This window comes from Neisseria weixii, from assembly GCF_002327085.1.
In the GTDB taxonomy this organism is placed as follows: domain Bacteria; phylum Pseudomonadota; class Gammaproteobacteria; order Burkholderiales; family Neisseriaceae; genus Neisseria; species Neisseria weixii.
In genome coordinates, this window is the sequence record NZ_CP023429.1 from 22793 (window position 1) to 36689 (window position 13897).

Here is a 13897-nt window from a genome sequence, read left to right on the forward strand (position 1 = left end):
CATGCTAGACAAATACAATCCCGCCGAAATCGAAGGCAAACATTATCAAAACTGGGAAAAACAAGGCTACTTCCAACCCCACATGGATTTGGCCAAGCCCGCATTCTCGATTCAACTGCCGCCGCCGAATGTAACCGGTACGCTGCACATGGGGCACGCGTTCAACCAAACCATTATGGACGGCTTGACACGCTACTACCGCATGAAAGGCTGCAACACCGCCTGGGTTCCCGGCACCGACCACGCCGGTATCGCCACGCAAATCGTGGTTGAGCGGCAATTGGCGGCAGCAAACATTTCACGCCATGATTTGGGCCGTGAAGCCTTCTTGGAAAAAGTATGGGAATGGAAAAACATTTCCGGCGGCACGATTACCGAACAAATGCGCCGCGTCGGCTGCTCGGCTGATTGGTCGCGCGAATACTTCACCATGGACGACGTGCGCGCCGAAACCGTGACCGAAGTGTTTGTGCGCCTGTTTGAACAAGGCCTGATTTACCGCGGCAAACGCTTGGTCAACTGGGATCCGGTGTTGGGCACCGCCGTGTCTGATTTGGAAGTGGAAAGCGTGGAAGAGCAAGGCTCGATGTGGCACATCCGCTATCCGCTGGCCGACACGCCGTCTGAAAGCGTGATTGTTGCTACTACCCGCCCCGAAACGCTGTTGGGCGACGTGGCCGTGGCCGTGAATCCGAAGACGAACGCTATGCCCATTTCATCGGTAAAGAGCTGGTGTTGCCGCTCACCGGCCGTAAAATTCCGGTGATTGCCGACGGATATGTGGAAAAAGATTTCGGCACCGGCTGCGTGAAAATCACCCCGGCACACGATTTCAATGACTACGAAGTCGGCAAACGCCACGACACCGTTTTAGTGAACGTGTTCGACTTGGAAGCCAAAGTATTGAGCCAAGCCGAAGTGTTTAACTTCAAAGGCGAAGCACAATCAGGCTTTGCCTTGCCGGAAAACTATGCCGGACTCGACCGCTTTGCCGCACGCAAAAAAATGCTGGCCGATTTGGAAGCGCAAGGCTTGCTGGCCGAAGTGAAACCACACACGCTGATGACGCCGAAAGGTGACCGCACCGGCTCGGTGATTGAGCCTATGCTCACCAGCCAATGGTTTGTGGCGATGTCGGCCACGCCAAACGGCGGCGAGCCGGAGAGTGAGTTTAAAGGCATGAGCTTGGCGCAAAAAGCCAAACACGCCGTTGACAGCGGTGCGGTAAAATTTATCCCTGAAAACTGGGTCAACACCTACAACCAATGGATGAACAATATCCAAGACTGGTGTATCTCGCGCCAATTGTGGTGGGGTCACCAAATTCCGGCTTGGTATGACGCGCAAGGCAATGTATTTGTTGCCCGAAACCAAGCAGAAGCAGAAAAATTGGCCGGCCAAACCGGTTTGACCCGCGATGAAGACGTGTTGGATACATGGTTCTCATCGGCGCTGGTGCCGTTTTCAACCTTGGGTTGGCCGTCTGAAACCGATGAATTAAAAGTCTTTTTGCCAAGCAATGTGTTGGTGACCGGCTACGAGATCATCTTCTTCTGGGTGGCGCGCATGATTATGATGACCACCCACTTCACCGGCAAAGTACCGTTTAAAGACGTGTACATCCACGGCATCGTGCGCGACCACGAAGGCAAAAAAATGTCCAAATCCGAAGGCAATGTGATTGACCCGGTGGATTTGATTGACGGCATCGATTTAGAGCAGCTGTTGGTGAAACGCACCACCGGCCTGCGCCGCCCTGAAAAAGCGCCGCAAGTGGTTGAAGCCACGAAGAAACTCTTCCCCGAAGGCATTCCTGTGTTCGGCGCCGACGCGCTGCGCTTCACTATGGCCAGCTACGCCAGCCTCGGCCGCAGCGTAAACTTCGACTTCAAACGCGCCGAAGGCTACCGCAATTTCTGCAATAAATTGTGGAACGCCACCAATTTCGTGTTGATAAACGTGGAAGACAAAGACTGCGGCCAAAACGAAACCGATCCGTTGGCCTATACCTTTGTTGACCAATGGATTATCGGCCGCCTGCAACAAACCGAAGCCGCCGTGACCGAAGCTTTCGACACCTACCGCTTCGATCTGGCCGCACAAACGCTGTATGAATTCGTGTGGAACGATTTCTGCGACTGGTACATCGAGCTGGCCAAAGTGCAAATCCAAACCGGCTGTCCGACCACACAGCGCACCACCCGCCGCACGCTCGTGCGCGTATTGGAAGTGATCCTGCGCCTGCTGCACCCGATTATGCCGTACATCACCGAAGAGCTATGGCAAACCGTCGCGCCGCTGGCCAACGCCAAGCAAACCGACAGCATCATGATTGCCGCATGGCCGGTAGCCGATGAAGGCAAAATCGTTCAGACGGCCTTTGATAAAATGACCGCGCTGCAAGACCTGATTGGCGCCGTGCGTAACCTGCGCGGCGAAATGGGCATTGCCCCGAACGTCAAAGCGCCGTTGTTTATCGAAGGCAGCAACGACATTGAAGACCTGCTGAAATACCTGCCGTCAATGACACGCCTGACCGAAGCCAAACTGGTTGAAACCCTGCCGGAAGGTGACGATGCTCCAGTAGCCGTATGCAACGGCGCACGCCTGATGCTGAAAGTGGAAATCGACAAAGCCGCCGAAACCGCGCGTCTGACCAAAGAAGCCGAAAAACTGCAAAAAGCCTTGGACAAACTCAACGCCAAACTGAGCAAACCCGGCTACACCGACAAAGCACCGGCGCATTTGGTTGAAAAAGACCGCGCCGAATTGGCCGAGTTGGCAGACAAAATGGCTAAAGTGCAAAGCCAATTGGCGAAATTGAAAGATTGATGATTGAGTTGAATAACTTGATTTTAGTCTTGCAATGATAACAAGGCCGTCTGAAAGTTTATCCTTTCAGACGGCCTTGTACTATATAGTCGGAGAATTGAAAAATGCCTAGGGTCGTGCCTTTTCATACGATTATGTACGGTCTTAGGTTCGCAGCTTTGTATGATTTGTTTACTTCTCCGACTATAAAATTAAGCCTCCAATCAAAACTATTGCGCCACTGCACCAATCACACCTTGCCAAGCATTTTTACCGTCGTGGTTCGCTTTACCGGTAAGTACGCTGCCGTTTGCACCATAAAAGCCACCGCTGAATGTCCCGTTTAAGACAGGCCGGTTGCCGCTGTTGTCGTGAAAAAACAAATGACCGCCGATATCGCCGCGTTCTCCTACTGAGACACGCAACGGGCTTTTGGGTGAACGGTCTTGATGTAATTCCCAAAGGCCGCCCTTATTGTCATGAATCATCATCGACAAGGTTTTGCTGCCGCCGTAGTATTTTGCAGTCACATCAGCGTTCAGGAAATCAGTTGGGCTGTCAGTATAGTGATAATACATATTACCGCGATAGCTGATTTCATTGTCGCTTACCGGGCGGCGCATTTGGCTTCCATCTGCGCTTTGCAGGTAGTGGTAAACAATTTCCGTGCCTTCATATTCGCCGTAATCATTCATTTTTGGGCGGTTGACGGCGGCGAAGCCGTAGTAGCCGGTAATTTTGCCGTTGCTGTCACGCAGCGTGCGGATGTCCTTTTGGATGAATTGGTCTTGTGGCTGAACCAGCTCGATTTCTACCGTTTTACCTTGGCCGTTAAACACCATTTTCAGCGTATCGTCCAGCAGCAGACCGTGACGGTTTTCTAAACTTAACCGGCTGAATACATCTTGGTCACTTTCAACGGCAGTTTTGGGAGCTTCCTCTTTGGGCTGATCAGACTGTGGTGTATTTGCCTCAACTTTGGGCTGAACGGAGTGAGATGGTTTGATGCCGGTTTTCGGTTCTTCCGGCTGCATTTTTACAGGTGGTTGAACTGGATGGCCCGGCTGATCGGCATCGGTATTAGGTGAAGCAGGAACGCTCGGCTTATCGGCCGGTTCATGATTCGGTGTTTCAGATTTGGCCGTCTGCCCAATTTTCTCCGGAGATTGGGCAGACGGTGTCGGCGCAGCACTCGGCGATTTACCGCCGCCACCGCCGCAGGCAGCCAATAGACAAATGCTCAATATAGTGAGCGGAAAGATGTTCAGAAGATTTTTTCACGTTGCATCATGTCGTTTCCCTTACCTTAATAGTTAAAATCAAAATTATGCGGCTTGGTGGCCGCTATCGCTTTTATTTGTTCTTTGCTTGCTGATTAAGATAGGTTAAATAAGGCTTAGCCTATTTATAAGTTTTCAAGATTTAATCTATTATACGACTCGCATAATAGCCGAACCAAATGCTGTTATCGATTTTGAAACGATAACAAGAGAAAGTGTTGCTTTTAGAGTATTAGAGCTATTCAACTAAATTTCAATAAAGTATTTATATGCCTAATTGATTTTTCAGACGGCACATATAAATAACGTATAATCCGATTATAACGCTGATTAAAGATCAAAGATTATGCAACCACCCACCGAAAACCATCATCAAAACTGAACCGTTTCCAAAAAAAAAATGCCACCGATGAAGCCCAAGCAGGAAAAGTGGGCGGATATTTCCGCAGAGCACGGCTTAAGTGGCGAATGGGCGGTAGCTGCGTGCTTGGATGAAACGCAGGTGAGTGATGAGCAGATTGAGATGATTGAGATGATTGCAAATTTGTTTGGCAGATAAAGTAAAATGCCGTCTGAAGACAATATGTTTTCAGGCGGCATTTTCAGTTCGATCCTATTTTATTGCGAAACATTCAATTTTTTCTGTTCCAACTTCATCACGCCGCGGTGGGTCATGTAGCAGCAGAAAATACAAGCCACTACGGCGAACAGTAGCAGGTAGAAGCCAGCGTCCCAGCCGTAGCGTTCAGCCAAAATACCGAACAGGGCGGTACCGGAGAAGCTGCCCAACACATAGCTCAACAGGCCGCGCAAGCCGGTGGCGGAACCAGCAGCGAATGACGGCACCAATTCGATGGTTTGCAATGACGATAAGAACATCGGCACGTAAATCAAGCAGCCGACAATGCCCGCGCCGATGGTGACGGTGGACAAGTCTTGTCCACCCCAGTAGGCGAAGATGGCGGCGCCCACACCAAGCAAGGTGACGATAGCCAACGGCATGCGTTTGCCTTTGAAGTATTTGTCGGTCACATAACCGGCCAGCAGGGTTGACGGAATCGCTGCCCATTCGAAAATGGCAAACGCGGTAGCCATTTGGCCTTTACTGAAGCCTTTGGTTTCCAAGAGATACAGCGGCAGCCAAGTCAATACGCCGAAGCGGATCATGTAGGTGAAGACGTCGATAAAGGAAACGAACCAAACATTGATGTCTTTTAAGATGTATTCTTTGAAAATCTGCCAAGTGGTTAAGTTGACGTCTTCGGTTTTAGTCACCACCAATTCTTCGTCGGCATTGTTCAGAATTTGGTTCATCGGCGGCAAACCTTCGTTGTAGGTACGGCCTTTACCGAAAATGTAGAAAATCAAAGCTACTACGGCTGCAATGGCGGTCGGCACGATAAAGTGCGCGGCCTGCCAATGTTCCGTACCGAGCCAAGCGATGGCGCCACCGGCAATCGGTGCTACCAAGCCGCCGCCGACGTTGTGGGAAATATTGAAAAAGGCGGTGGTCACGCCGCGTGATTTACGTGGGAACCAGCTGGCCAATACCACATAAGCCGGGCCTGCGCCCATGCCTTGGAAAATGCCGTTGAGGATACACAGAAACAGGAAAATCCAAAATGAAGCGGAAAAACCCATCATTAGGTTGACCACGCCCGACATCACCAAACCGAAGATCATAAAGTGTTTCGGATTGGATTTGTCTGCCAGCGCCGACATCACACCTTTACTGATGCCGTACACCACCAACATGGTGCCGGAAATAAAGCCGATGTCTTTTTTGGTAAATCCGAACTCGCTGATTAATTCAGGCGATGAGAGCAGGAAGTTGTTGCGCAGGATATAGTAGGCGGCATAGCCGATGAAAATGCCGAATAAAGCCTGCCAACGCAAGCGGTTGTATCGGTCGAGTATTTCCGCTTCGGGTACAGGCGTGCCCGGTTTGGACTTCAAGAATGACAACATAAAACATCCTTAGATTTACATGGGAAAAATAAATCAAGCTGCGCAAAGCCTGCAGATTGATTGCTAGAAGGAAAGATAAATATTACAAAATTGTGACAATTGTAATGTAATGCTAAGTAGCCGCCTACTCAATTACCTATCAAACTTGACTTATGACAATTAAAAGGGCCGTCTGAAACTTATTCCTGTTTCAGACGGCCTGAGGCCTTTATTCATAAATTTTCAAATCATTCAAAAATGAAACAATACCAAGCTCAAGGCAATCACGGCCATGCCGGAAGTCAGGCCGTACACGGTTTCGTGGCCGTCTGAATAGCGTTTGGCGGCGGGCAATAATTCGTCTAAGGCAAGAAACACCATCACGCCGGCGATGATGCCGAATACGCTGCCGAAAATGGCCGGAGAGAGAAACGGTTTGAGCAGGGTGTAGCCCAAAATTGCGCCCAAAGGTTCGGCCAAACCGGACGCAAGGCAGGCTAAGACGGTAAGTTTGCGGTTGCGCGTGGCGAAGTAAACCGGCGCAGCAATCGAAATACCTTCGGGAATGTTGTGTATGGCAATGGCAAAAGCCAGTGGCATGCCGAGTGTCGGGCTTTCGAGTGTGGCGAAAAAAGTGGCCAAGCCTTCGGGGAAATTGTGCGCGGTGATGGCAAACGCCGCCATCATACCGATGCGGGCGACGTGTTGACGGCGGCTTTCTTGGAACGCAGGATCGTTGGCATCTAAAGTTTCGTGCGGGTTGGGCACAAGGCGGTCAATCAGTGCAATGGCGGCCATGCCGATTAAAAAAGCAATCGTGGCGGCAGCAAAGCCATGCGATTCGCCGTGGGCTTGAGCGAAAGCTTCTCTGGATTTGTCGAAAATTTCGGTGAGCGGCACATAAACCATCGCGCCACCTGCAAAGGCCAAACCAAACGATAAGGCGCGAGGATTGGGTGTTTTGGAAAACATACCAAGCCGCTGCCCAATACGGTAAACAAGCCCGCGGCCAGCGTGATGCCGAAGGCCGTCCAAAGATTAGATGAGCTGATTTCTAACATGATGTGTGTGATGACGTTATTTATTAAAACGCAAACAGATTATTATAAAAAATAATAGTTATCATTAATATTTTTTGAGTGAGCGAGTGTGGAGCGGCGCATTAATTTTGCTGTGTGGAGCGGCGATAAAATAATTGAACAATAAGCCCTGATGCAGGTAACGCGGTTTAGCCGTAAAAATTCGGTGCAAGGCTTGAAAAAACGCGGCGACTGGGGGAAACTGATGCCGATTTCAATATAAAGGAGCTGCCATGAGCCAACCGATTTTAGCCGTTACCAGCGGCGAACCTGCCGGTATCGGCCCCGATATTTGTTTGGATGTGGCTTTTGCCGATTTGCCTTGCCGTCCGGTGGTGTTGGGTGACAAGACTTTATTGCAACAGCGTGCCGATATGCTGGACAAAACCGTGCAATTGGTTGATTTTGATGCGCAAAGGCCGTCTGAAAAACAAAGCGGCGTATTGGAAGTGTGGCATGTGCCGCTGAATCAACCATGCGAAGCAGGCCGTCTGAATCCGGATAATGCGGCGTATGTATTGCAATTATTGGATACGGCTTACCAAGGTATTTCAGACGGCCTGTTTGCCGGTATGGTAACCGCGCCGTTGCACAAAGGCGTGATTAACGACGGCCATGCCAGTGGGCATTTTTTCAGCGGCCACACCGAATATTTGGCCGAAAAAAGCCATACCGAGCAAGTGGTGATGATGCTTGCCGGCGGCGGCTTGCGCGTGGCTTTGGCTACCACGCATCTGCCGTTGAAAGACGTGGCCGCAGCGATCACGCAGCCGTTGGTGGAATCGGTGGCGCAGATTCTGCACGCCGATTTGCGCGATAAATTCGGCATTGCCTGGCCGCGTATTTTGGTGACGGGCTTGAATCCGCATGCGGGCGAGGGCGGTCATTTGGGTTGGGAAGAAATCGAGGTGATTATACCCGCGCTGAACAATTTGCAAGCACAGGGCATCGATGTGCGCGGGCCTTATCCGGCCGATACCGTGTTCCAGCCGTTTATGCTCAAAGATGCCGACGCGGTATTGGCGATGTATCACGACCAAGGCTTGCCGACCTTGAAATACGCGGGCTTCGGGCAGGGCGTAAACGTGACTTTGGGTTTGCCGTTTATCCGCACATCGGTGGACCACGGCACAGCGTTGGATTTGGCGGGCAGCGGTAAAGCCGATTCGGGCAGCCTGATGATGGCGGTGGCAACCGCATTGGCAATGGCGCGCAACGGGCAGGTTCAGGCCGTCTGAAAATCGCATGTTTCAGACGGCTATTTGTTATACAATCACACCATTGCTTTTAATCACAGAGAGTCATCATGCAATACCGAATCCGCCGTCAAGGCGACCAAGTTCAAGAACATCCGGATCAGATGCCGTCTGAAAGCTGGGAGCGCCATACCTTGCGCGAAGTGCTTTTTGAAGCCTATCAAGACCGCCGACGCGCCCGCTTTTGGAAAAACTTTTGGCGTGTGATCGGCTTGCTGTTGTTTCTGTCGTTTATCTTCAGCATGAGCCAAGGCGGTAAGAAAAACAGTCCGATTGCAATCGGCACCAACAAAGCCCATACTGCCGTGATTAACTTAAACGGCACCATCGGCGGGGGGTACGGCGATCAAGTGCAGATGTTGCGCGAGAGCATGGAAGCAGCGTATAAAAACGGCAATGCCAAAGCGATTGTGATTCGTGCCAACAGCCCGGGCGGCTCGCCGGTGGTGTCGAATATTGCGTTTAACGAAATACGCCGTCTGAAAGCCTTGCATAAAAATGTGCCGGTATATGTGGTGGCGGAAGATACTTGTGCTTCAGGTTGCTATTACATTGCCGCGGCCGCCGATAAGATCTATGCAGACCCGTCCAGCGTAGTCGGCAGCATTGGTGTGATTAGCGGCGGTTTTGACGCTTCGGAAATGATGGATAAACTTGGCATCAAACGCCGTTTGAAAACATCAGGCAGCAATAAAGGCATGGGCGACCCGTTTATCCCGGAATCGCCCGAGCAGGCGAGAATTTGGCAGCAAATGCTGGATCAAATTCACGGCGAATTCATTAAGGCTGTGCGCGAAGGCCGAGGCAACCGTTTGAAAGAAAATCCTGATATTTTCAGCGGCCGTGTTTATACCGGCTTGGAAGCGAAAAATGTCGGGCTGATTGATGATTTTGGCAGCATTTACAGTGTGGCGCGCGATGTGGTGAAAGCGCCGGAATTGGTGAATTACACGCCGGAAGACGATTTAACCAAGTTGCTGAGCCGCCGTTTTGGTGCGGAAGTGAAAGCGAAAGTGGAAGAAACTTTGGCAGATATACTGCGTTGAGCGAGGTTGATTTATTCAGGCCGTCTGAACATCAGGCTTGGTGTTCAGACGGCCTTTTGGCATGTGATCTAACAATTCACCTGCTGAATTTTTTCGTTGATAAAACCAATAAAGCTGCGCACCTTCGCACTCAAAAAGGCGCGGTCGACATAAGCGGCATTGAGTTGTTCGTTAATCATGGTGTATTCGGGCAGCAGGCGCACGAGCGAACCGTCTTCTAAATCTTTTTGCACCACCAACAGCGGCTGATAGCCGATGCCGCCACCGGTTTTGACCAGTTCGCGAACCATCAGCGTATTGTCGGTAAGCATCACCGGTTTCAAGCTCAGTGTGGCTTTTTCTCCGCTGGCGGTGTGGGTTATTTCGACATTGCGCTGGTTGGTGTAGGACGGCAGAATCGCTTGGTGTTTTCCCACTTCTTCAAGCGTGGTCGGCTTGCCGTGTTGTCGGATGTATTCGGGTGAAGCCACCAAAACAAACTGAATCACCGCCAAGGGTTTCACAATCAGTGAAGGGTTGGGCGTTTTGGACACGCGCAAGGCCAAATCGAAACCTTCGGCAATCAAATCGACGTGGCGGTTGTCGAGCACCAAATCCAGCGTGACCTCAGGATAGCGTTCGCGGTATTCCACCAACCAGCTGCTGAACAGGCCGTTGGCAAACCAAAGCGGCATGGTTACGCGCAGCATGCCTTGCGGTTTGTCGGTGCCGCCGGCGGCTTTTTGCGCGGCGGTGTCGAGAGTGTCGAGTGCGTAGCTGCATTGGTGGTAGTATTCTTCGCCCGCCTCGGTTAAGTGCAGGTTGCGGCTGTTGCGGTGTAACAGCTTGGCTTGAATGGTGTTTTCCAAATGGCTGACGTGTTTGCTGGCCATGGCGGTGGAAATATTGAGCTGTTCGGCGGCGCGGGTAAAGCTGCCGTTCTGCACCACATGGCGAAAGACCTTAAGACTGAATAAGGTATCCATATTTTCTTATCCGGAAATGGTGTATCAATGAAAATAGTATATATTAACCAAAAGGAATTATCTATACTGCGTTTATTGAGATTAAACCACTAGAAAGCAAAATAATGAATTTCTTAACTCGTTTCCAACCCATGCTCTTGTCGATTCTGCGTATTGCCACAGCGTATATGTTTATGCTTCACGGTACGGCCAAGTTGTTTGCCCTGCCTTATATTGAAAGGTTTGACGGTTTGCAGATTTTTTCGATTTACGGCTTGGCCGGCATTTTGGAATTTGTTGGCGGGATTTTACTGCTGCTGGGCTTGTTTACCCGCCCTGTAGCGTTTATCCTGTCGGGGCAGATGGCGGTGGCCTATTTTATGGCGCACGCCGAACCCAACGTTTTACTGCCTTTGTTGAACGGTGGCGAAGCAGCCGCTTTGTTCAGCTTTATCTTCATTTATATTGCCGCAGCAGGCGGCGGCGCGTGGGCGGTGGATAATCAGTTTAAAAATCTCATTGATATAAAAGGAATGAAAATGGCTTATCAAGATTTACAGCAAGCAGCAGAAACCCGTCGTTCTATTTACGGACTGAACAAAAACCTGCCGATCAGCAACGACGAAATCAAACAAATCATCGAGCATGCCGTGTTACACACGCCATCTTCGTTTAATTCGCAATCAACACGTGTGGTGGTGCTGTTTGGCGTGGAACACGAAAAAGTACGGGGCTTTATAGAAGATGCCTTGCGCCAAATCATTCCGGCCGAAAAATTTGCACCGACTGAGCAAAAATTGAGCGGTTTCAAAGCCGGAGCCGCGACTGTTTTGTTCTTTGAAGACCAAACCGTGGTGAAAGGTTTGCAAGAGCAGTTCCCGTCTTACGCGGAAAACTTCCCGATTTGGGCCGAACACACCAACGCCATTCACTAGTATGCGGTTTGGGCGACTCTAGCTGCGGCCGGTGTCGGTGCCAACCTGCAACACTACAATCCGCTGCCGGATGCTGCGATTGCTAAAGAATATGACTTGCCGGAAAGCTGGCAGCTGCGCGCACAAATGGTTATCGGCGGTATTGAAGTGCCGGCGGGTGAAAAAGAATTTGCACCATTGGCAGAACGTTTGAAGGTATTTGGTGCGTGATTTTTGATTGAACAGAATCACGCCAATAGGCCGTCTGAAACTTTTCAGACGGCCTTTATCTTTGTATTTTTCAAGCAAACAACATTACAAGCCCGGGAACATCCCTTTCATGCCCTTCATGCCTTTAGCCATTTTCATCAGCTTCGACATGCCGTTGCCGCTGAACATTTTCATCATTTGTTGAGACTGCTCGAATTGCTTCAGCATTTTGTTTACTTCCTGCACGTTGGTACCGGCGCCGGCGGCGATGCGGCGTTTGCGGCTGGCTTTGATTAAAGCAGGATTGGCACGTTCTTTCGGGGTCATTGAATTGATAATAGCTTCAACTTTGCCCATGGCCTTTTCGGCGGTGCCTTCGGGGATTTGCTTGGAAATCTGGCCGAGTTCGCCAGGCATTTTCGACATCAGGTTTTCCAAACCGCCCATATTGCGCATCTGTTGGATTTGTTCTTTAAAGTCATTCAGATCGAAGCTTTTGCCTTTTTGGATTTTCTTCGCCATCTTGGCGGCAGCTTCTTCATCGATGCCGCGCTGAACGTCTTCAATCAGGCTCAATACATCGCCCATCCCCAAAATGCGGCTGGCGATGCGGTCTGGGTGGAACGGTTCCAAGCCGGTGACTTTTTCGCCGATACCGATGAATTTAATCGGTTTTCCGGTCACATGGCGCACAGACAAAGCCGCACCGCCGCGTGCATCGCCGTCCATTTTGGTCAGAATGACACCGGTAAGCGGTAAGGCTTCGTTGAAGGCTTGAGCGGTGTTCACCGCATCTTGGCCCAGCATGGAGTCGATGACAAACAGCGTTTCCACCGGATTGACGGCTGCATGAAGCGCTTTGATTTCGTTCATCATCTCTTCATCGATGGCCAGGCGGCCGGCGGTATCGACCATCAGTACATCATAGAAATGCTTTTGGCATAATCCACCGCGGCGCGGGCGATATCGACCGGCTTTTGACTGATGTCGGAAGGGAAAAAATCCACACCGACTTGTTCGGCCAATAGGCGCAATTGCTCAATCGCAGCAGGGCGGTAAACGTCGGTAGACACCACCAGAATTTTTTTCTTCTGCTCGGTTTTCAGTAAGCGTGCCAATTTGCCGACAGTTGTGGTTTTACCTGCGCCCTGCAAACCGGCCATTAACACTATGGCAGGCGGGGTAACAGATAAATCCAGTGACGTGTTTTCTTTGCCCATCAATTCGATCAGGGCATCGTTTACCACGCCGATAAAGGCTTGGTCGGGTGTCAAGCTGCCGGCTACTTCTTGGCCGAGTGCTTTTTCTTTGACGTTGTTGATGAATTCCTTGACGACCGGTAAGGCAACGTCGGCTTCCAATAAAGCCAGACGGACTTCACGCAAAGCTTCTTTAATATTGTCTTCTGTTAATTTTGCATGGCCGCGGATGTTTTTCAAAACGCTGCTGAAGCGGCTGGTTAAGTTGTCTAACATGCTTATCCTTGATAATGAGAATAGCTGCCCACAAGAGAGCATTATTTGATAAAATAAAATCGGTTTTATTTTACACTATCGCACGCAGTTATGAATATGCGTACAGAGAAAGTTTGTTATGCCGATAATTTTGATTTGTCTGATGCTGGTGTATGCCGGCTTATCGGGCTTTGTGTGGATGCGCCATAAAAAACACAATAATCAAGCGTATCCCATCCATGCCGAATTAATGGTACTGGGCGTGGCGTTGCTGGTACATGGCGCGACCTTATTGATGCCGGTATTGAAAGATCAGGTGTTGATTACAGGTTTCGGCTATTCCATCAGCCTGATTGTCTGGCTGATGCTGATGATGTATTGTTTGGGCAGCTTCTTTTATTGTTTGCGCGGATTGCAATTACTGTTATATCCGTGTGCCGTGCTGTCTTTATTATTAGGTATGATTTTCCCAGGGAAATTCATCGGCTATGAAATCAGCGATATACCATTTATGCTGCATGTGGGTACATCATTATTGGCATACGGCTTATTTGGAATTGTCACATTGTTTGCCGTATTGATTTTGCTTCTGAACCGAAGCCTGCATAAACGCAAAATGTCTTCATTGGTAACATTTTTGCCGCCCCTGTTGAGCTTAGAAAAATTAATGTTCCGCGGTATGTTGGTTGGCTTTGTTTTGCTGACTTATTCTGTAGTCAGCGGAACTTTCTTCGCTGAAAGTGTATTTGGCAAGCCGGTAACCTTTACCCATAAAACTGTATTCGGTATTTTATCTTGGCTGATTTACGGTGGTTTATTGCTCAAACACAGTATGATGGCATGGCGTGGGAAGAAAGCTGCGATTTGGACGATTATCGGTTTTAGCAGTTTGGTACTGGCTTATGTCGGCAGTAAGTTTGTCTTAGAAATTATCTTGCCGCAATAAGCAAAATGGA

7 protein-coding genes and 5 pseudogenes are annotated in these 13897 nt (G+C 50.0%); 7 read left to right on the plus strand and 5 right to left on the minus strand.

Translation table 11 applies throughout. The features are described from left to right. Position 1: 1 nt before the first annotated feature. Positions 2–2832 (plus strand): annotated as a pseudogene (locus CGZ65_RS00140) (valine--tRNA ligase). Positions 2833–3041: 209 nt separating this feature from the next. Here CGZ65_RS00140 and CGZ65_RS00145 read toward each other — a convergent pair. Beyond that, positions 3042–4055: a HupA family protein gene (locus CGZ65_RS00145; RefSeq protein WP_157742670.1), complete on the minus strand. Its 1014-nt coding sequence runs from the start codon at positions 4053–4055 to the stop codon at positions 3042–3044. Positions 4056–4491: 436 nt separating this feature from the next. Between CGZ65_RS00145 and CGZ65_RS00150 the strand changes: the two genes are divergently transcribed. Further along, positions 4492–4650: a hypothetical protein gene (locus CGZ65_RS00150; RefSeq protein ID WP_232507462.1), complete on the plus strand. Its 159-nt coding sequence runs from the start codon at positions 4492–4494 to the stop codon at positions 4648–4650. A gap of 59 nt (positions 4651–4709) precedes the next feature. On the opposite strand, the gene CGZ65_RS00155 is transcribed toward CGZ65_RS00150, so the two are convergent. Both CGZ65_RS00155 and zupT read right to left on the minus strand, forming a co-directional pair. Then, positions 4710–6059 (minus strand): MFS transporter, encoded by a 1350-nt coding sequence (locus tag CGZ65_RS00155; protein ID WP_096294389.1) that lies wholly within the window; start codon positions 6057–6059, stop codon positions 4710–4712. Positions 6060–6290: 231 nt separating this feature from the next. Continuing rightward, positions 6291–7099, minus strand: a pseudogene (zupT, locus tag CGZ65_RS00160) (zinc transporter ZupT). A 251-nt stretch (positions 7100–7350) separates the two neighbouring features. Between zupT and pdxA the strand changes: the two are divergent. Together pdxA and CGZ65_RS00170 are read left to right on the plus strand one after the other, a co-directional pair. Next, positions 7351–8355: a 4-hydroxythreonine-4-phosphate dehydrogenase PdxA gene (pdxA, locus tag CGZ65_RS00165; RefSeq protein ID WP_096294390.1), complete on the plus strand. Its 1005-nt coding sequence runs from the start codon at positions 7351–7353 to the stop codon at positions 8353–8355. Positions 8356–8423: 68 nt separating this feature from the next. Continuing rightward, complete coding sequence (locus CGZ65_RS00170) at positions 8424–9419, plus strand: S49 family peptidase (RefSeq protein ID WP_096294391.1); 996 nt, start codon at positions 8424–8426, stop codon at positions 9417–9419. Positions 9420–9487: 68 nt separating this feature from the next. Here the strand turns inward: CGZ65_RS00170 and CGZ65_RS00175 are convergent, their stop codons facing one another. Then, positions 9488–10384, minus strand: a complete 897-nt coding sequence (locus CGZ65_RS00175; protein ID WP_096294392.1) for a LysR family transcriptional regulator — start codon at positions 10382–10384, stop codon at positions 9488–9490. A 104-nt stretch (positions 10385–10488) separates the two neighbouring features. Between CGZ65_RS00175 and CGZ65_RS00180 the strand changes: the two are divergent. Together CGZ65_RS00180 and CGZ65_RS00185 are read left to right on the plus strand one after the other, a co-directional pair. Then, positions 10489–10872, plus strand: a pseudogene (locus CGZ65_RS00180) (DoxX family protein); the annotation flags it as partial. A 30-nt stretch (positions 10873–10902) separates the two neighbouring features. Next, positions 10903–11508: pseudogene (locus CGZ65_RS00185) on the plus strand (nitroreductase family protein). A gap of 84 nt (positions 11509–11592) precedes the next feature. On the opposite strand, the pseudogene ffh reads toward CGZ65_RS00185, so the two are convergent. Next, positions 11593–12962 (minus strand): annotated as a pseudogene (gene ffh, locus CGZ65_RS00190) (signal recognition particle protein). A 118-nt stretch (positions 12963–13080) separates the two neighbouring features. Between ffh and CGZ65_RS00195 the strand changes: the two are divergent. After that, entirely contained in the window at positions 13081–13887 is an 807-nt protein-coding gene (locus CGZ65_RS00195; RefSeq protein WP_096294393.1) for a cytochrome C assembly family protein, read from the plus strand. Positions 13888–13897: the final 10 nt, after the last annotated feature.

Bases quoted from the DNA above. Each gene is read 5' to 3' on its own strand.
- CGZ65_RS00150 (WP_232507462.1), top strand. From the start codon at position 4,492: ATGCCACCGATGAAGCCCAAGCAGGAAAAGTGGGCGGATATTTCCGCA.
- CGZ65_RS00155 (WP_096294389.1), bottom strand. From the start codon at position 6,059: ATGTTGTCATTCTTGAAGTCCAAACCGGGCACGCCTGTACCCGAAGCG.
- pdxA (WP_096294390.1), top strand. From the start codon at position 7,351: ATGAGCCAACCGATTTTAGCCGTTACCAGCGGCGAACCTGCCGGTATC.
- CGZ65_RS00170 (WP_096294391.1), top strand. From the start codon at position 8,424: ATGCAATACCGAATCCGCCGTCAAGGCGACCAAGTTCAAGAACATCCG.
- CGZ65_RS00175 (WP_096294392.1), bottom strand. From the start codon at position 10,384: ATGGATACCTTATTCAGTCTTAAGGTCTTTCGCCATGTGGTGCAGAAC.
- CGZ65_RS00195 (WP_096294393.1), top strand. From the start codon at position 13,081: ATGCCGATAATTTTGATTTGTCTGATGCTGGTGTATGCCGGCTTATCG.